Consider the following 18111-nt stretch of genomic DNA (forward strand, 5'->3'; position numbering starts at 1 on the left):
TGATGAATTTTTAACAAAATCTTTACATGGGATTAACGACACTATTGTAGTGGTAATTATGAGATTTTATATGTGCTTTGCTACCGCTTCGGCTTGTCGGCTTCCCTTTCTGCGGGTTTTTCTCCTCAGCTAACTTTTTAAGCAAAGGGCACTTAAAAAGTGGATCTTCGGATAAAACATCCCGCAGGAGTGGAAGCCGACGCCGGCGCTTTTTTATACTCTGCAACTCAAGCAAGAATAATCATGTTGGCGTATTTACTATTTCCTTTTCAATCTATAGTTAGATCATTTTTATTAATATAAGCTGGCTTATTGTCTAATTGTAATAATCCAAAAATATTCGCATTTACAATAATTGTAGAGTCCCCCTAAGCGTAGGCGGCCACTTCCACTCCTGTGAGATCGTTTTCCCTGAAGATCCACTTTTCCATGCGGTTTTTGCTTGAAAAAGTTAGCTGAAGGGCAAGCCGTAGCGGATTCTACCCACATACATCATCTCATAATGACTACAAAAGTTATGTCGCATAATCTTTCTTATGCACAGGAAATTGTTGACTGTACAAAAATAAAGACCACTGCGCATCAGTGGTCTTGTTATTTCTTGGAATCAAGAAACCTTCCGTCAAAGCTTGCGACGTTTTTATATGGATTTAAATAGGAATTATTAGATCGTGGTTGTTTTTTTGCATTACGAATATCTTTCTTTAAATGTTGATATACTTGCTCCATGGAATTGGATAATTGCTGGTCCAATACTAGCGCCTCTTTACCAAGCTCTTGTTCGGAGGTTGAAAAAGGACCTTTGATTTGTTTCGTGATAATTTCTCTTTCTTCGATCAATTGATTAATAGTTTCAATTGCCTTTTCCCGTTGTTCATTTTTTAATGGTTTTTCCAAAAGCTTGATCATTTTCTCGGTTTTTTCAATATATTTGCCAATTGCATCCATTAGGCGTTAACACCTTGCCCATATTGACGGATTCGCTCTTGCTTGATAACTTCTTTCCAAGTATCACGAAAATCCTGAATAATCTCTCTCGCTTGTTCGAGTTGATCCAGATCGTTTTTTACGTTTGCTTGTGTTAGAGCATGATAAGCGAAATCATATAATGGCATAATCTCTTTGGTAATTGGGGCTTCTTGATCTAACGTTACCATCAATTCCCGTATGATATTTTGCGTTTTTTGAATCATCACATTTTTAGTTTCATGTTCATTATTTTCAATAGCTTTTTTGGCTTGCTTGATAAATTTTAAGCAACCATTGTATAACATTAAGGTTAATTCACCTGGTGTTGCTGTGTTGACTGAATTATTCTGGTATGCTTGATATTGCTGGTAAGCCATAAATCGGACGCTCCTCTAGTATCTTTCTTAAATTTTTTCATCTACTATAAATCCCATTAATTCTGCCATGGATGCATAAACATCTAACAGTTTTTTAGGTGGGATCTCTCTTACAACCTCTTCCGTTTGTTCGTCAACTACTGTGACATAATAACGGTCTAATTTATCGTGCAACTCATAACGAATACTCGTATTAGATGGTTCTAAAAATGAATTAAGACCATCGACCATACTTTTTGCCTGCTCTCTCGACAATTCTTCCTGTCCATTCAATAATTTTATTTTTTCTTGTTCATGGTTATTGGATCGCTCTCTTGCGGATGTGGATTGCTCAATTGTCTGTTCTGTTTGCATGAGTGGAGACCCAGTGATCATTTTACCAACTTCCATGACAAAATTCATCTCCTTATTCAGTTGTTTATTTTATTATCGGATTATGTTTCGAAAAGGTTTAGTTTTTTCTAAAATAAACCTAATATATACATAAAAGGAATCCAGATTATCCAGATTCCTTTTCATGTTTATCCTTTTAGGCACGTCCTATAAATTCATTATTATCGGACAATCCCATCACATGTTTAATAGAGCAAAAATATCATATTGGAATATGTGCCTTCAACTCAGAGGAAGTTTCACATAGAAAACTGATGAAATAGGAATTTTTTTACTAATACATTAGACAGTTATTTTTGTTCTTTTAACTTTCGCCATATCTCGCATAACGGCTGTTCATCCTCCTGTGCTATATTTTTATTTCCATACCGTATATCGTCATACATATTTTCAAGTCTTTTCAGCAATTGATCTTTTTCATTTAAAGCTAAGACTTCATGAGCTGTAAGTGACGCTCGCCACTTTTCTTGTTTTTTTAAATCAAGAGCAACTAAGCGATATAAAAATCGCACTTTCTCTTCTTTCGTCATTTGTTCAAATTTCGGCTTACTCTTTGTTATTCTTCGAAAAGCTTCACCTATTTTTTCCTGATTTTCTTTACGCCATTTTCTCCAATCAAACAAGTTCTCCTTTTCATCCTGATAGTCAGTTGTTTCAGCTAAATCTCTCTTACCGGTGATGTTTTTGATTATTGCCCAAAGAGAACGAACAATCCGTTTTAGCAAATCTCGGGATTTCTTAAATAATAATGCAAGGAACAACAATACTAAGCAAATCGCCATAACAATACCAATGATATACATAATTTGGTCTGTCCAACCAGCAAATTTTGAAGGCTCTGACTCCGCTTGTGGAAAAGCAGGCATCTCATTTGCTTGTGGTTCATCCTGAATTGGTTCGGAATCATTTCCAAATAAAGAAGCGAACCACATCACTGATTCAATCATCGACCGTACACCATTGTAAACCGCTGCCTGTACTACTTGAAAATTAGTAATCGCAAAAACTAAAAAGAGTGTTAATACTAAATAAATTCGATTTAATCTTGTAATTTCCCCACCAATCTTTTTCTTTTTACCACTTGCTAAAGATTCCTTTTGTAAATGCTCTTGATTAGTGATAAACAGCATGATGATAATAAATAAGAAACCAACATAACTAATTTGAGATTGATAGGCTGCTAGCGTATCCAGATTAATAAACAAAATGTATCCAACAAAATATATAGGCATACTGACTGCCCAAAATATTCGGCTCGGTAATATATCTTCCCATTCATTTTCAGCATGCTGAATTCCTCTGAATGATACAACAAATCCTATTAATATTCCGGGAATAAGAGACCAAACAGAGGTCATTACCAACATATTTGTAAATATTGTCAACACAATGGCTATAACCAATACATTCCAGCGATTTTTAATCAACAGACGAACAAAATAACAGGCGACAAACAATGCCAATAAAGCTATATACCAGAAGTATCTGTCCGGCGTATCGAAAAAAAGCACCGCCACTAACAAAAAAACAGGAAAGAATCCGATAAATTCCACGACTCCATGGAAAATCGAGGCAAGGTGATTTCTTATGTTAACTGGCATGTGCCTCACCACCTTTTTTTCTATCATCTAATAAAACCACTTCCACTGCATTACCGTTACTCTCTAATTTAGCTATATTTCTTTCCATTTTTTCAGTACGATTAAGGGTGAAAATAATAATATCTGTTTTGGTTAAGCCATTCTCAACATCCTCCTGCAAAAAAGCCCTGAAATTACGGCTACGATCCATTTTAACTTTTGCAATGGCATCCAAAATATAGGCAGCCTGCTGACCACTATTGGACGGTTCTACCCGAATAGAAGGTTTAATTCGTTCTGTCGTGTTTGTAAATGGTTCCACATAATAGCCATTACAGCCAAAGCCTGTTGATATCCCTTGTTCAATTGCATAATTGGCAAGTGACGCCGCATAAGACAATCCTTTTTCAATTATCTCTGGCTGTTCAATCGGCATCCGAATGTCTTCATTAGTATCGAAATTAACATAAATCATTAAATGGTGATCGGCCGTAAAATCCTTTTTGTTAATTTGTAAATCTTGTGTTCTGGCCGTTGCTTTCCAGTTAATCGAATTTAAAGGATCCCCTTGCTGATATTCACGAATTCCCGCTTGCAAAAAGGGATCTTCGACAATCCAACGTTTTACAATAATATCGCCTAACCAGCTATGTGAAGGTAGAGGAATATCCTCCAGTGAAACGATAGAAGGATAAACCGTGACAGCTGTACTCGCTTCAAATGAGTCAAATACCTCACCAAAGCCGATGCCATCACCGGTAGTTACTGATACAGTATTCAGAGGGTAATACCCTCTTTTCATGCCAATTAATTGATGTCGTCGCGTGATCTTTTGATAAGGTAATAGACTAAAAAGGGTGCGGTGAAACATCTCTCCTTCTTCCTTCCGTAGATCACGATCCGATTGTGTGACAAGATAAGGACTCATTTTCGACTCTAAACGAATCCATGGTATAGGCAACAGCTTTTTATTAGCTATTTCATCGACCATCTCAATTTTTTCACCTTCAAAAACGGTTGTTTGAGTAAAAGCTCGCTTATATGTAATACCTCGTAAACCAACTTTTCCATAGAGCAAACCTTGCAAAAAAACAATAATCAGTAATACTACGATGACCCATGCGATATTCATGCATTCATGCCTGCCTTCTCTGTTGGCACCGGAACTTGTCCTAAGACATCCGTCAATACCGCTTCTACCTCTCCTTGTTTGATTCCAATACGTTGCGCTAATACGATGCGATGGCTTAGTACAGGCTTTGCCATCTTTTTAATATCATCAGGTATCACATAGGTACGACCTTGTAATAAAGCATACACTTGTACAGCTTTTAATAATGCTTGACTTCCGCGTGGACTTACACCCAGTGCCACACTTTCATGTTTACGAGTTTGTTCAACTACATCTATTAAATATTGCAAGACATCTTCATTCACTTCAACCTGACTATACACCTGTTGCATTTTAATGATGTCTTCAACAGAAAGAATTGATTGTAATGTTTCTAATGGGTTGACTGCTTTAAATCGTTTTAATATTTCGAGTCCTTCTTCACGAGTGGGATAGCCCATATTTATTTTTAATAAAAACCGGTCTAATTGCGCTTCAGGTAATGGAAAAGTCCCTTGACTCTCAATCGGATTTTGTGTCGCTATTACCAAAAATGGTTTTTCTAACGTATGGGTATTTCCGTCAATCGTTACTTGACGTTCTTCCATACTCTCTAACAAACTGGATTGCGTCCGAGGTGTGGCACGATTAATTTCGTCTGCTAGTAATATATTTGTGAATATCGGACCTGGTCTAAACTCGAACTCGCCTTTTTGTTGACTATAGAAATGAATACCGGTGATGTCTGTTGGTAACAAATCTGGCGTAAATTGAATCCGTTTAAAGTCACCGGATAATGACTTTGCTAACGATTTGGCCATTAAGGTTTTTCCTGTACCCGGTACATCCTCCAATAGTACATGACCAGAAGAGATCATCGCCACTAACAAAAGATCAATGGTATCTTCTTGTCCTACCACTACTTGATTAACGTTCGCTTTTATTTTACTTGTTACATGCTGTATTTCGTTTAATTCCATCAGTAAAAACTCCTTCAATATATGTTTGCGCTTACAAGTCCCTTTCTACTTTTATAACATTTCTTATAGTAATAGGCAAAATATTACACTTGAATTTTCAGAATAATTAAACACTTAGTTATCAAGCTTTTTTTACAGTTTTTAATAGTTTTTTTGAACTAATTTTGGTAGTCTATTTATAGATCAGTAAAGTAAAAACAATTATAAAGAACTTGATTTTATGATAGACAGGGGATTTGCAATAATGAAAAAAGTTGTTTTAATAGGTGGAGGCTACGGTGGAATGAACGCCTTGCATCAATTAATGGATAACGAAATACCACGAGATGTACAAATAACCGTGATTGACCGGAACCCGTATCATTCATTGAAAACAGAATTTTATGCTGTTACGGCAGGCACGAAAGCGGATAAGGAAGTCCGAATTGATTTCCCTATTCATGAACAGATTAACTATGAATTTGGTGAAATTCTAGAAATTGATACGGAAAACGAACGAATCCGCATCAGAGAGAAAGAGGTGCCCGTAGAATACGACTATTTGCTGATTGGACTTGGTTGTGAAGACAATTATCATGGTGTTCAAGGTGCAATGGAATATACGGAGAGTGTTCAGACGATTACAAAAGCAAGGCGAGCAAGCTTCAAGGTAAACAACTCTTCTGCCTACAGTCAAGTATCTGTAGTGGGAGCTGGTCTGAGTGGGATTGAAGTTGCTTCAGAAATCAGAGAAAGTCGTCCAGATTTAAACATACGGTTGTTAGATCGAGGTGCATCGGTGCTCTCTGCCTTCGATGAAAAAGTACAATCCTATGTGGAAGACTGGTTCCAAAAAAACGACGTAGAAATACTGCATCATTCGAATGTAGAACTAGTGGCAGAAGGTATTTTTTATAATAATGGTGAAGGTATAGATAGCGATGTGATTATTTGGACTGCAGGAGTTCGACCAAATTATTTAGTAAGAAGCTTGCCTTTTGAAAAGGATCGCCAAGAAAAAATTATTGTAAATGATTTTTATCAAGTACCTTCTCACCCACATGTTTATGTCGTTGGGGATTGTGCTTCATCTACCTATTCCCCTAGTGCTCAGCTTGCTGGGGTTCAGGGCGAACAAATAGGAGATGTATTAGCAGATGTATTAAAAGGAAAAGAGCCACGAAAACCAAATGCGATTAAATTAAAAGGCCAATTAGGCTCACTAGGAAAATCAGATGGTTTTGGAAATATGTATCGCCAACCTGTAACAGGACTATTACCTCGTTTAGCCAAATCCGGGGTACTGTGGTTAAATAAACGACATTAATAGACAAATATACAGTTTGAAAACAGACACGTTTGTAATAGCGTGTCTGTTTTTCGATTATTTTGATCGCTACAAAGAACAAATAATTTAAAAAAGATAGAAATCCATTGAAAACAAGAGAAAATCCAAGATATAGTTCGTTATAAAGATCGAAATAGGCTTTTTTAAGCTTTTTCAAGACTTTATTTCTTTAAATTAAAATAGTATTATTAATTTGCAGTTCTTAATAGAGAACAAAAATTTAAGGAGGAATTATTAATGTCATTGAAGAAAAAATTAGGTCTAGGTTTGGCGTCGGCTGCACTTGGTTTAGCACTTGTAGGAGGAGGTACATATGCGTATTTTAGTGATACAGAAGTGACTAATAACACGTTTTCAGCAGGTACGCTAGATTTAGCAGTTAATCCTACCACTATTATTGATGTCGATAATATTAAGCCAGGGGATTGGATGAATCGCTCTTTTGAACTTGAAAATATCGGTTCATTAGACATTTCAACAATTGAATTATCCACTGACTATACTGTAAGTGATGCTCAAGAAGATAATAATGAAGATTTCGGTGATCATATCCGTGTTAACTTCTTCTGGAATGAAGACAAAGCTTTAGCCGGACCTTTATCACCTGATCAGGTAGCCTTCCAAACGACACTTTCTGATTTACAGTCTATGTCTCCTGATACTGTTGCAAACAACATCTTCCTTCCGTGGTTTGAAGAAGAAGCTGGCTTAGTGAGTGGTAATAGCGATACGCTATACGTTCAATTTGAATTTGTAGACAATGGCGAAGATCAAAATGAGTTCCAAGGAGATTCTTTAGAGCTTGAATGGACATTTGAAGCAATGCAAACAGAGGGAGAATCTAGATAATTAATTTAAGTGGGAGAGAAGTCAATTCTCTCCCCTATTCCTATACATAATTCAGGCCAATTATGTATAGGAATGGTATGTATTAACTATTTGGGAGGGAATGCGATGAAATACATAACTACTCTAAAACGTATGATAAAAAGAAAACACTTGAATTTAGCAATTTCTATATTGATATTCGGAGTATTAGGTTTATCCTTCTTAGCTACCTATACTGATGCTAAGTTTTTTAACACATCTGGAGATACCTTCAAAATTCAAAGTGGTACATGGTGGGATGGCAGTGACCTCTCTTTTACTCAAGAGCCTGAACAAGATATGAATGCATGTCCAGCACTACATATTTCATTTCAACTGAAAAACACAGGATTTACCATGTTAGACACAACGGCTTATCAACTCTATTATTCATCTGAAGATGAGCCCTCAGAGGGGGAAATTGTAAAAGAAGGTTCTTTACCCATCATCTCTGAAAATGGTACCTACAGCTTAGATACTGAGGTCAATTCAGAAGGAAAGTATCAATTAAAGGTAGATCAGCGACCAATGTATCAAGATGATGAAGAAACTCAGCATTCCATTTGGAGTGAAGCTATATCAGTAATTTGTGAAGAAGAAGAGGAAGAAGAAACGAATGATGAGAAAGTAGAAATTGAGGAAAAAGACAAAACATCTGAACCTCAAAACGAAGAGGAAAGCTTAGAAAAAGAAGAAGTAATTGAGGAAGAAAAAGACCCTTCTGGTAAGGAAGACGAAGAAAATGAGAATAAACAAAATGATGAAGAAACCGATGAACAATCAATAGAAGAACCTGTCAAAGAAGAAGACAAACAAGTAGAAGACGATAATGCAGAGGCGGAAAGTACTATTGAGAATGTCAAGGAACAAACAGTAAAAGAAGGTGAACAAGATGGAGACTCGATCCCAGAAGGAACAGAAAAGCAAGAAGAAGATTTGGAAAAAAATAAGGAAAGTGATCAGTAGTACAATCACAGTTCTATTATTCCTTATTTTGATCACAGTATCGACTTTAGTAATTATTACGCGACTCGGTGACGGTGAACCTGAACTTTTTGGTAAGCAGTTAAAAGTTGTATTGTCAGGATCTATGGAACCAACTTTCCAAACGGGATCGATTATAGCTGTAGAAGAATACTCAGATAATAACACATTGAAAAACGGTGATGTCATTACCTTTGTAAATAAAGATGAGACACTTGTCACACATAGAATTATCGATATTGTTGAGAGCGGAGAGCACACCCTTTATGAAACGAAAGGTGATAATAACAATGCAGCAGATAATGAATTAGTTCAACAGGAAAATGTTGTGGCAGTATACACAGGATTTACGATTCCATATATAGGTTATGCGGTTGATTACATGCAAACTCCATTTGGAAGTGCATTATTATTGATCATCCCAGGTCTATTGTTAGTGGGATATGGAATTGTGACTGTATGGCAAATCATTATTGAATTGGATCGAAAATCAAAGAAAGTATCCAAAGAAAGTTAAAAACAAATCAATCCAAATAGCTTATTAAAAGGTAGGTGGTATTATTGAAGCGGATACTCACATTTTTCACTTTTATATGGATCCTCTTTCTTTTCATGGCCTCTCCTGTTCATGGGAGCCAACAAAACATTATTGATATATCAGGTACTTTTTCAGAAACAAATCAATTATTTGATTTAGAAAATATTAAACCAGGTGATTGGGCAGACAGAGAATTAACTATTTCAAACAAACGAGATAATGAAATTAACTATGATATAGAAATAGAGTATGAAGATGGATCAAGAATGTTTTATGATGAACTTTTTATAGAAATCAAGTCTACAGATGAGCAACTTTTTTATGATAAACTTACTAATTTTACTACGATTAAAGATCTTACCTTGGCTGCAAATGAAGACGAAACACTTAAGATGCAATTGACCTTTCCTCCGGAATTAGGTAATGAATTTCAAGGACTGACAACTAAAGCAACAATTACAATAATTTCTCATGATGATAACGACGAAGAATCGTCTACATTTACACTATCAACTGACAGTCAATCAATGAATAATGATTCTTTTCTTCCAGACACAGCTACCTTTATTTTTAACTTTCTAGTAATCGGAATCGTCTTACTACTTGCTGGAAGTATTATTTACCTTATTATAAAAAAGAAAAAACTTGCATAACTTTTATAAAAGAAAACATGCAATATCCCTTAACTACTTTTGAAACAGGAGCATTAATTACTCCTGTTTTTTTGGTTCTCTTGCTTTTTATCTTCTAGCTTTCCTTTATCTGGTTCTTCTTGTTTCGGTTTTCCGTTATTCTTTTGACCATTTTCAGATTCATTTTCTTTGTTGCGATTCTTTTCATCACTTTTACCATTTATATTTTTGGTAGATTGTGGTTTTTCATTCTCTTGTTTCCTATTTGATTCTGGTTTTGAGGATGTGTCCTCAGCACTTTCATTCTTCGGCACGTTTTCTTGTTTTTCGTCTACAGGTTTTCTATTTGTACTATTTTTTCCTGACTTTGGAGTAATTTGTTTGTTTTGCTTTTGACTGTTAGACGGAGCATTCTTGCTTTTGTTCTCTAGATTTTTTTCTATCCCCGATTCCGGATTTTCAGATTCTTTCTCACTGCTTTTATCTATTATTTTTTGAGTTGGTGGTGGATTTTCATTCGTATCTTTTGAATCTTTGTTACTTGATTCATTTTGTTTCGTCATTTTCCGTATTTCTGCAATAGATTTATCCTTAAACTCATCCATATCAACTTTCTTGTCTTTTTCAGATATTTTTTGATAGATGCGATAGACATTAACTGAAAGCTGGGACTCAGTAGCCTCTTCATAAAATTGTTTATTTTCTTTATTCAAATCTAATTTTGCCGCAATCTTCTCTTTAGCTATAGATAATTGGAATACATTCTCGACAGTTTCTATTCGAGTATCGGATTGTCCAACTGATGTATTAAATTCAATTAAAGTACTACTAATTATCGATGATTCATTTTCTGATAGATAGTTTTCTTTTTTCAATATTTTTATCAAATTAGAGATAACTCTCTCTATATTATTTTCCTTTATTTTTAACTGTTCAATAATATCTCGTGCATCTTCGTTTAGTCCTCTAACGTCTATGACATGGAAATTTTCATCTAGTGAGATTTCGATACTGGGGTTAATATCGATTGCGAGAACATACGCCTGTTGTTGACTAGGTTGAGACAAGAAGAAGTTACCCAGTAAAAATATGAGCAGAACAGTCAAAGATAAAGCTGGAAGAACTATGTTACTTTTGGTAAAGTGAAATCGTTTATTTTTTACTCGATAGGATACGTACTCACCAACCATTGGAACGTCATCCTTCTCGCGTGGTACATTGCGAAAAGTGCTATCATCACAAAATAATACAATTTTGTCCTCTTGAACTTCCATCACTGTTCCATTTATCTTTTGATAGGCCATTTCTCCCTCTCCCTCTCCCCGCTGACATACGCTTGTAAATTCTCCCACTCAGGATGTAATAAAATGATAATAACTGCAATTAAATACTTCCTATATTTTTCGACTGCTTTTATACGATAGCTCGTCCTGTTTATAAAGTCTTTCATCGGAAAGTGTTTTTTTTGAAATAATTGCTGAATTAAATCGGACTGTTGAATAAAATCTTCAGCTATCTGTAGAACTTTTTTTCTTGATCTTTTCTGCTTTGGGCAAAACGATTCTAATTCTCCAAATCGGATATAAAAAAATGACAGCTCTTCATTAAATGCGATAATTTCCTCTGTGATATTGCTTACTTCTTGTTCATACAGATATTGATCAAATGATTTTTGAACCTCTACAGGTTTTAATAGTTCTCCATCGCTCCTGATAACTTCTTTATATCTGTTTTCTTTTCGAAAATAATCGATCAATTCACGATGTATAAGTAAATATACATAATTTAGAAAAGTCCGTCCCTTGGAAGGTTTATATGTATCGATTGCTCGATTAAATGCAATTAAACCAATACTTGCTTCATCATCATTCCATGTTTTAAATTGTTTACAGACTTGTCCTACTACATTCAATATATATGGTTGATAATAACGTATAAGTTGTTCACGCAAAGCTTCATTTCCTTTTTGAATTTCTGCAATGGAATGTTCGATGTCTTCTGGATTCATATGCCCTCTCCCTTATCCACTCTCTATTGAGCACTTAAAAAAGAAAGCTTTATCCTTCAATTAAAATTGAAGGATAAAGCAATACTATATTTAATGTACGCGATAAGTTTAAAAGGGTAAAGATAAATCACGAAATTCGTCGAAAAAAATTATACGCTTAATTTATCTTTGCTGACCCTTTTGTTGATTATTTCCCTTTCCTTTTGACTTGTCTCCTTTTTCCTCAGCCTTCTCAGCTTTTTTATTAGCCTTTTCTTGAGCTTTCTCAAGCTTTTTTTGGGCTTTTTCTATTTTTTCCTCAGCCTTTTCTTCAGCTTTTTTACGTTTTTCTTCTGCTTTCTCCTGTGCTTTAGCTGCTTTTTCCTCTGCCTTTTGTTTTTTGTTTTCTACCTTCTCAGTTGGTTGGTCTGTTTCTTTTGATTCATCTGGTTCCGATGTTTCTTCATTTTCCGTATACTCATCTTCATCTGGCAAGCTTACCTCTTCAACTTGTTCGTCCTCTTTTTCTTGATTTTCTTCTTGTCCTTCTTCATCTTCTTTTCCTTTAGCACGAAGATAATTTTCTTCCGCTCTTTTTTGATTTTCTAATGCTTTAGCAATTCCAGCTTTGGCTTGTTCGGGTAAATCTTCGCGCTCCAATAGTGCTTGCAATTTAATGGTTCGTTGTTTAGCATTTTCTCTAAGTTCATCTTCTGCTTGTTCATTTTCATCTTGATCTTCTGTTGATTCTTCCTGCTCTTCTTCTGTACTTTCCTCATTTTCGTCAGGTACTTCGCCTTCGTCATCTTCCTCAATAGCTTCTTCTTCCTCTGCTACATCTTGGTTGTTTTCTTTTTCTTCAAGCTCACTTTCCAAACGATCTAAATATTTCTGATATTCTTCAAGCAACGTCTCAGCTTCTTCTAGATTACCTGCTTCAACTAAAACTTCAATCTCACTTAAGCGATCGTCTGCAAACTCATCTAACAAAAGAGCTCTTTCTATCTGATCTTCTGTGAATGCTAATTCAGTTTCTTCAATTAGAAGCGAAGTATCATAAAGTTCATCTTCCGGTGTAATACTTGTTTCCTCTTCATTCTCATTTGCATAAGCTGTGCTACCTACAAAAAATACACTAAGCGTTGTAATTGTTAACCACTTTTTCATATTCATTTCAACATTCCTCCATTAGAATAGTTCTATATTTTCATTAAATGTATGAATCTTTGTTTGATCATAATCTTGTTCAGGTGTCATAAATACCAACACTACTTTGCCATTTGATCCTTGATGAATATAAAGATCACCACGAATGTTTTCATCTCGGTTCGTTTCTAAACTTAAATAGTTCTTATTTTCTTCAATTACTTCTACTTTCTTTGAAAATGAGCTGAGGATTTTACTTTTTAATGCGTCATTTGACTGATCATTACTTGCTGTCGTAATAATCACTCTGGTATTTTCATTTCTAAAAGATACATTTTGATCTTCAGAGATTTCTTCTTCTAAAACCCAACCATCTACTGCACAAATTTGAAATAATTCATTGTGATAGAGTGGAGTATCTTGATCAGCATTAGTCGCGTTTTTCACACTATTAGCATCACTTTCGGCTTGACCACATGCGATTAACACGAGTAAAAAACAACCTATGTATATTTTTTTCAACGCTTCACCCCCATTTTATTCCTTAGTAGTTTTCCAGCTTAATCAGAGATTAAGCTTTACTCGATGTAATGTTTGCATTCCCTTGTATCTATCTATACGAATATAATGTAGAAAAAAAGGGGGGAATCTATTAATTTTTTTACCATTTACGCATTTTATGTAGAAAAAACAGGATTAATGATGTAATATATTAGGTATAACTAATTAGTTTAACCGATAGACTAAATGCTTATTAGTCATAAAGTGGTATTTGTTCTGAGGGGGTTGGTTTATGTCTATTGCAAAAATTAACGATTTAATTGATAATGAAAAATTCGAACATCATTTTCAAGCATTATATGATCTACACACTCTATCACCCATAGGTTATGAGGCATTATTACGTACAAATCTATTTAAAAACCCTGAGATTTTATTTGAAAAAGCAAGCCACACGGACCGTTTTTTTGAATTGGAGATACGCTCTGTTAAGAAAGCGCTTTATTCATATGATTCAATTCTTACCAGTCCATCTGATAACAAAAAAATACTAATTAACGTTTTTCCTACTAATTTAGCAGATCAAAGATTTGCTGAAATTTTAAATCATACGTTACATGAAACAAAAATTACTCCTGACCAAGTAATTATTGAAATAAATGAATCAGAAATCATCCAGAATGTTGATTATTTTAGTGATAGTGTACAAGAATTAAAAAATCAAGGGTATTTAATTGCGATTGATGATGTAGGAAAAGGTGTCTCCTCTTTACAAGCAATCGTTGAATTACAGCCGGATTTCGTCAAGATGGATCGCTATTTTGCAAAGCATCTAGCACAGTCGAACAGAAAGCAGGAAATGGTTCGATCCATTGTAACTTATTGTCTTAATACCAATACGAAGTTTGTCTTAGAAGGGATTGAAATTCCTGAGGATTTAGAAATGGCTAAAAAAATTGGCGTTTCGATTGTACAAGGCTTCCTATTAGCGAGACCTGAACCGCTTGAAGTAATAAAAAAATACGAAGAAGATCATCGAATGACTGAGAATTAATATACTAGTATTCATTTGCTGCTAAGGCTTGAAATAACTAAATCTACATAAATACAAAATAGATTGCTCGCTTGAAAGTATACGCAACCTATTCTTTCAAGCGCAAGTATCTTCCTTAAAAGTTACACTTATCTTCTCTCTTTCAATTAATACTTTAACCATCTAACAACTAAGTTATAAATTACATATATATCAATAGAACTACATAACATACATAAAATGCTCTTATTTAGCTATATTTGACTTGTTTCAGATTCTAAATAGACCTAACAACACATGAATTACTAATATAATCACATAACAATAGAACCTATTTACATACCCATTATGAAAGGATTAGGTATTTTAAACTAAAAAAAGCTTGCGTTCGATTTATAAATGTAGTATTGATCTTTATATAGAACATATTAAGAATCGGAGTGATCTTATATGAAACGTTTTTGCTTAATTATGCCTTTTATGATTATTTGTTTATGCATATTATATAACTTTGGTCCTATCCACGTGAATGCAAGGCGGTTATTTGCTATCTACCCGTTATAAGGAAACCGCCGAACAATGGCAACGAAATCTACCATATTATCCTTCGGTTAGCATTCCGATCCCTGCTCACAATGAAGAAATGGTGATCGAAGACACTTTAGAAGCAATGAGTAATTTAAGATATCCTACGCAACAATTGCAGGTACTAGTGATTAATGACAATTCCAATGACCGTACCGGTGAAATTTGTGAAGCATACGCTAAGCGATTTCCTTACATCCAAGTCATTCACACAAAACCTCCCAATGGTGGAAAAGGGAAATCAGCTGCACTTAACAATGGTTTAGCTCATTCTACTGGGGAGGTCATTTGTGTCTATGATGCAGACAACACTCCTGAAGCCGATTCAGTGTATTGGCTTGTGCTCGGATTAGTGAATGATCCAAAAGCAGGAGCTATTGTTGGAAAATTCCGTGTCTTAAATGCAAACAAAAATTGTTAACGAGGTTAATTAATATCGAGACCTTAACCTTTCAATGGTTAGCACAGGCTGGCAGATGGTTTTGGTTTAAGCTTGCTACTATTCCCGGCACCAATTTTGCTGTACGTAAGTCTGTCTTAGAAGAACTGGGCGGATGGGATGAAAAAGCCTTATCCGAGGATACCGAACTAAGCTTTCGCATCTATGACTTAGGCTATCACATCCGCTTCTTCCCTAATGCTATCACATGGGAACAGGAACCAGAAACTATAAAAGTATGGTGGCGACAACGTACACGCTGGGCACGAGGCAACCTTTATGTTATTTTTAAGTTTTTCTTCCTCTTTTTCAAACTAAAACATAAAAAAGTCGGACTTGATTTAATTTATTTCATGTTCACCTATGTGTTCTTTTTTGGAGGCGTAATTTTATCACATGCTCTATTTCTAGCCAGTCTTATTTTTGGTGTTCAATTATCTGTTGGCCTTGTTTCATATCTCTTATTAATTTCTGGTTTTTTATTATTTATCATTGAAGAGCTGTTGGCTTTGAATTTTGAAAAAAAACAATTAACAAAGAAAAATGTCTTAACTGTGATATTAATGTATTTTACGTATTCACAAATGTGGTTATTTTTAGTAGTCTATGCTGCTTTTATCGAATTAAAGCGAGTGATTTTCAGACAGGAAGTTACTTGGTATAAGACAAAGCGGTTTAATCAGAAGGAAAAGCAGGATAGAAAGTCGGCATGGGGAGCAGATGGAACTAGTTTTTTCAATTTAAATAAGTCAAAAAATATAAATTATTTCTCTACTTCGGCCTCCTTGTTACAATGGCTTTGACCTAATTGTGATGTTAAAATAATAAGTGAGTCTACTCAAGAAGTTACCATCTGTTTCTCCTTCTTTTGTTATTAATCGGGCAATTTATACGATATTTGATAGAAATCCAAATACATTGAAACTATACAGTGCTGTACCTTAATTTGTAAGACTGTATATTAGAAAAGACATCTTTTTGCTGATTTTCTTACAAAAATTTTGAAGTTGAAGTGATGCTCGTCTTCATACATATCTCAATGTTACAAAATATCATAGTTTGTTCGGATAACTTGTGCAACTTACTATGTGTTAATGAAACAGTTGCTCCGTCCCCATGTTGCAAAATAAGCACTTCGATAAGTGCTTATTTTTTGGAGTCAAGAAATTTTCCATCATAATGTGCAATACTTTTATATGGATTTAAATAAGAATTGTTAGAACGAGATTGTTTTTTGGCATTTCGCATATCTTTTTTTAGATGTTGAAAGACTGTTTTTAATTCTTGATCTAATTTTTGATCCAATGAGATTGCTGTTTTGCCCAATTCACGATCTTCTCTCGAAAAAGGTGGTTTAATTTTCTTAGTTAGTGCTTCTCGTTCTTCTATTATTTCAGTAACTTCGCTAATTGCTCTTTCACGTTTGTCATTGTTTAATGGTTGAGATAATATTTGCAACATGACCTCTGTTTTTTGAATGTAATCTTTTAATGCATCCATTAAGCATTGACACCTTGTCCGTGTTGACGAATTCTTTCTTTTTTAATGACTTCTTTCCACGTGTTACGAAAATCCTCTAATATACTGCGTGCTTGCTCCAATTGCTCTAGATCATTGTGTATATTCGCTTGTGTGAGAGCATGATATACATAATCATATAATGGCATAATTTCCTTAGTAATTGGAGTATTTTGATCTAAGGTAACCATTAACTCTCTAACAATGTCTTGTGTTTTCTGAATCATTATATTTTTATTCTGATAGTCTTTCTCTTCTATCGCTTTTTTCGCATGCTTAATAAATTTCAAGCAACCATTATATAACATTAATGTTAATTCACCTGGTGATGCAGTGTTGACTGAGTTGTTTTGATATGCTTGATATTGTTGATAAGCCATAAGTGAGCGCTCCTCCATTGTTATTCCTTGCAATTTTTCGTCAACAATAAATCCCATTAATTCTACTATTGATGCATAGGCACCTAAAAGCTTGTGAGGTGGAATTTCGTTAACTACTTCATCTGTTTCTTTATTTACTATTGTAACGTAATATCGATCAAGCTTATCATGTAATTCATAACGAATACTTGTATTAGAAGATTCCAAAAATGAATTTAAACCTTCAACCTTACTTAGAAGTTGATCTTTTTTAAATTGTTTTTGTTTAAAAGCTTTTGGGTTTCTAGTTCATGGTTATTGGATCGCTTTCTAGAAGTTGTGGATTAATCTAGTGGCTACTCTGTTTGCACGAGTTGAGATCCAGTGATCATTTCACCAACTTCCATGACAATCCCCTCTCTTTATTTAGTTGTTTATATTAATATCGGAAGATTCACAGAAAGTTTTAGTGTAATTTCGATTAATAGTTGTTCTAGTCAAAAGTTAGACACTATGAATTTCTTATAGTATAACCTAGAAGTAGAAGAAAAAGAAGGAACCTAGATATACCATCCAGATTCCTTACGATACTACTAACCCTTCACATCAATGTTGCTACCTAAATGAGGCTGCACAGAGGATTCTAGCATTTTAATCATATTACTAGATTGTGCTTCTGCCTGGTCTAGCGCTTTGTCCATTAATGAAACACTTGTCTGTTGTTTTACCTGTGCTTGATTCATAACAACTGACATTGCTGCTACATCCATATTAGCTCCTCCTTT

20 protein-coding genes and 2 pseudogenes are annotated in these 18111 nt (G+C 34.7%); 8 read left to right on the forward strand and 14 right to left on the reverse strand.

From position 1 onward, the window contains the following. Positions 1–594: 594 nt before the first annotated feature. From fliT (BUC25_RS06975) to BUC25_RS07000, 6 genes are all read right to left on the reverse strand, one after another. Positions 595–948, reverse strand: coding sequence for a flagellar protein FliT (gene fliT, locus BUC25_RS06975; RefSeq protein ID WP_073201099.1), 354 nt, complete (start codon positions 946–948; stop codon positions 595–597). Continuing rightward, positions 948–1346 (reverse strand): flagellar export chaperone FliS, encoded by a 399-nt coding sequence (gene fliS / locus BUC25_RS06980; RefSeq protein ID WP_073201101.1) that lies wholly within the window; start codon positions 1344–1346, stop codon positions 948–950. The genes fliT (BUC25_RS06975) and fliS (BUC25_RS06980) overlap by 1 nt, the downstream gene beginning before the upstream one ends. Before the next feature lie 27 nt (positions 1347–1373). Next, the gene (gene flaG / locus BUC25_RS06985; protein WP_073201103.1) at positions 1374–1736 is read right to left on the reverse strand and encodes a flagellar protein FlaG; all 363 of its coding nucleotides are present in this window, start codon (positions 1734–1736) and stop codon (positions 1374–1376) included. A gap of 293 nt (positions 1737–2029) precedes the next feature. Beyond that, a complete protein-coding gene (locus BUC25_RS06990) occupies positions 2030–3340 on the reverse strand; it encodes a hypothetical protein (protein ID WP_073201105.1) in 1311 nt (436 codons plus the stop codon). Continuing rightward, positions 3330–4451 carry a DUF58 domain-containing protein gene (locus BUC25_RS06995; protein ID WP_073201107.1) on the reverse strand — a complete coding sequence of 374 codons (1122 nt, stop codon included), beginning with the start codon at positions 4449–4451 and terminating at the stop codon, positions 3330–3332. The genes BUC25_RS06990 and BUC25_RS06995 overlap by 11 nt, the downstream gene beginning before the upstream one ends. Further along, a complete protein-coding gene (locus tag BUC25_RS07000; RefSeq protein WP_073201109.1) occupies positions 4448–5410 on the reverse strand; it encodes an AAA family ATPase in 963 nt (320 codons plus the stop codon). Before BUC25_RS07000 ends, BUC25_RS06995 begins: the two co-directional genes overlap by 4 nt. 244 nt (positions 5411–5654) lie before the next feature. Between BUC25_RS07000 and BUC25_RS07005 the strand changes: the two genes are divergently transcribed. From BUC25_RS07005 to BUC25_RS07025, 5 genes are all read left to right on the forward strand, one after another. Further along, a complete protein-coding gene (locus tag BUC25_RS07005; protein WP_073201111.1) occupies positions 5655–6716 on the forward strand; it encodes an NAD(P)/FAD-dependent oxidoreductase in 1062 nt (353 codons plus the stop codon). Between the two features lie 258 nt (positions 6717–6974). Further along, positions 6975–7586 (forward strand): TasA family protein, encoded by a 612-nt coding sequence (locus BUC25_RS07010; protein ID WP_073201113.1) that lies wholly within the window; start codon positions 6975–6977, stop codon positions 7584–7586. Positions 7587–7691: 105 nt separating this feature from the next. Then, entirely contained in the window at positions 7692–8570 is an 879-nt protein-coding gene (gene tapA / locus BUC25_RS07015; protein ID WP_073201115.1) for an amyloid fiber anchoring/assembly protein TapA, read from the forward strand. After that, positions 8560–9105 carry a signal peptidase I SipW gene (gene sipW, locus BUC25_RS07020; protein ID WP_342039387.1) on the forward strand — a complete coding sequence of 182 codons (546 nt, stop codon included), beginning with the start codon at positions 8560–8562 and terminating at the stop codon, positions 9103–9105. The genes tapA and sipW overlap by 11 nt, the downstream gene beginning before the upstream one ends. 44 nt (positions 9106–9149) lie before the next feature. Then, positions 9150–9779: an LPXTG cell wall anchor domain-containing protein gene (locus tag BUC25_RS07025; protein ID WP_073201119.1), complete on the forward strand. Its 630-nt coding sequence runs from the start codon at positions 9150–9152 to the stop codon at positions 9777–9779. Positions 9780–9832: 53 nt separating this feature from the next. Here the strand turns inward: BUC25_RS07025 and BUC25_RS07030 are convergent, their stop codons facing one another. The 4 genes and pseudogenes from BUC25_RS07030 to BUC25_RS07045 form a co-directional block, all read right to left on the reverse strand. Further along, complete coding sequence (locus BUC25_RS07030) at positions 9833–11062, reverse strand: anti-sigma-I factor RsgI family protein (RefSeq protein ID WP_073201121.1); 1230 nt, start codon at positions 11060–11062, stop codon at positions 9833–9835. Beyond that, positions 11044–11766, reverse strand: a complete 723-nt coding sequence (gene sigI / locus BUC25_RS07035; protein WP_073201123.1) for an RNA polymerase sigma-I factor — start codon at positions 11764–11766, stop codon at positions 11044–11046. Before sigI ends, BUC25_RS07030 begins: the two co-directional genes overlap by 19 nt. An 855-nt stretch (positions 11767–12621) precedes the next feature. Continuing rightward, positions 12622–12918: pseudogene (locus BUC25_RS19840) on the reverse strand (DUF5667 domain-containing protein); the annotation flags it as partial. A 15-nt stretch (positions 12919–12933) separates the two neighbouring features. Beyond that, positions 12934–13413, reverse strand: coding sequence for a hypothetical protein (locus BUC25_RS07045; protein WP_073201128.1), 480 nt, complete (start codon positions 13411–13413; stop codon positions 12934–12936). A 271-nt stretch (positions 13414–13684) separates the two neighbouring features. Between BUC25_RS07045 and BUC25_RS07050 the strand changes: the two genes are divergently transcribed. The 3 genes from BUC25_RS07050 to BUC25_RS19850 all read left to right on the forward strand — a co-directional run bounded on the left by BUC25_RS07050 (position 13685) and on the right by BUC25_RS19850 (position 16252). Then, complete coding sequence (locus tag BUC25_RS07050) at positions 13685–14446, forward strand: EAL domain-containing protein (RefSeq protein ID WP_073201130.1); 762 nt, start codon at positions 13685–13687, stop codon at positions 14444–14446. Between the two features lie 523 nt (positions 14447–14969). Further along, positions 14970–15431, forward strand: a complete 462-nt coding sequence (locus BUC25_RS19845) for a glycosyltransferase family 2 protein (protein WP_073201132.1) — start codon at positions 14970–14972, stop codon at positions 15429–15431. Continuing rightward, positions 15425–16252 (forward strand): glycosyltransferase family 2 protein, encoded by an 828-nt coding sequence (locus tag BUC25_RS19850; protein WP_073201134.1) that lies wholly within the window; start codon positions 15425–15427, stop codon positions 16250–16252. Before BUC25_RS19845 ends, BUC25_RS19850 begins: the two co-directional genes overlap by 7 nt. 343 nt (positions 16253–16595) lie before the next feature. Here the strand turns inward: BUC25_RS19850 and fliT (BUC25_RS07065) are convergent, their stop codons facing one another. The 4 genes and pseudogenes from fliT (BUC25_RS07065) to BUC25_RS07080 form a co-directional block, all read right to left on the reverse strand. Further along, positions 16596–16949, reverse strand: a complete 354-nt coding sequence (gene fliT / locus BUC25_RS07065) for a flagellar protein FliT (protein ID WP_073201136.1) — start codon at positions 16947–16949, stop codon at positions 16596–16598. Continuing rightward, positions 16949–17404 carry a flagellar export chaperone FliS gene (gene fliS / locus BUC25_RS07070; RefSeq protein WP_342039389.1) on the reverse strand — a complete coding sequence of 152 codons (456 nt, stop codon included), beginning with the start codon at positions 17402–17404 and terminating at the stop codon, positions 16949–16951. Before fliS (BUC25_RS07070) ends, fliT (BUC25_RS07065) begins: the two co-directional genes overlap by 1 nt. After that, positions 17396–17608, reverse strand: a pseudogene (locus tag BUC25_RS19685) (flagellar protein FlaG); the annotation flags it as partial. The gene fliS (BUC25_RS07070) and the pseudogene BUC25_RS19685, both read right to left, overlap by 9 nt. A gap of 311 nt (positions 17609–17919) precedes the next feature. After that, on the reverse strand, positions 17920–18096 hold the full coding sequence (locus BUC25_RS07080; protein ID WP_073201138.1) for a YjfB family protein: 177 nt from the start codon (positions 18094–18096) through the stop codon (positions 17920–17922). Positions 18097–18111 lie beyond the last annotated feature (15 nt).

The sequence above is a fragment of the Gracilibacillus kekensis genome, from assembly GCF_900143085.1.
Classification (GTDB): domain Bacteria; phylum Bacillota; class Bacilli; order Bacillales; family Amphibacillaceae; genus Gracilibacillus; species Gracilibacillus kekensis.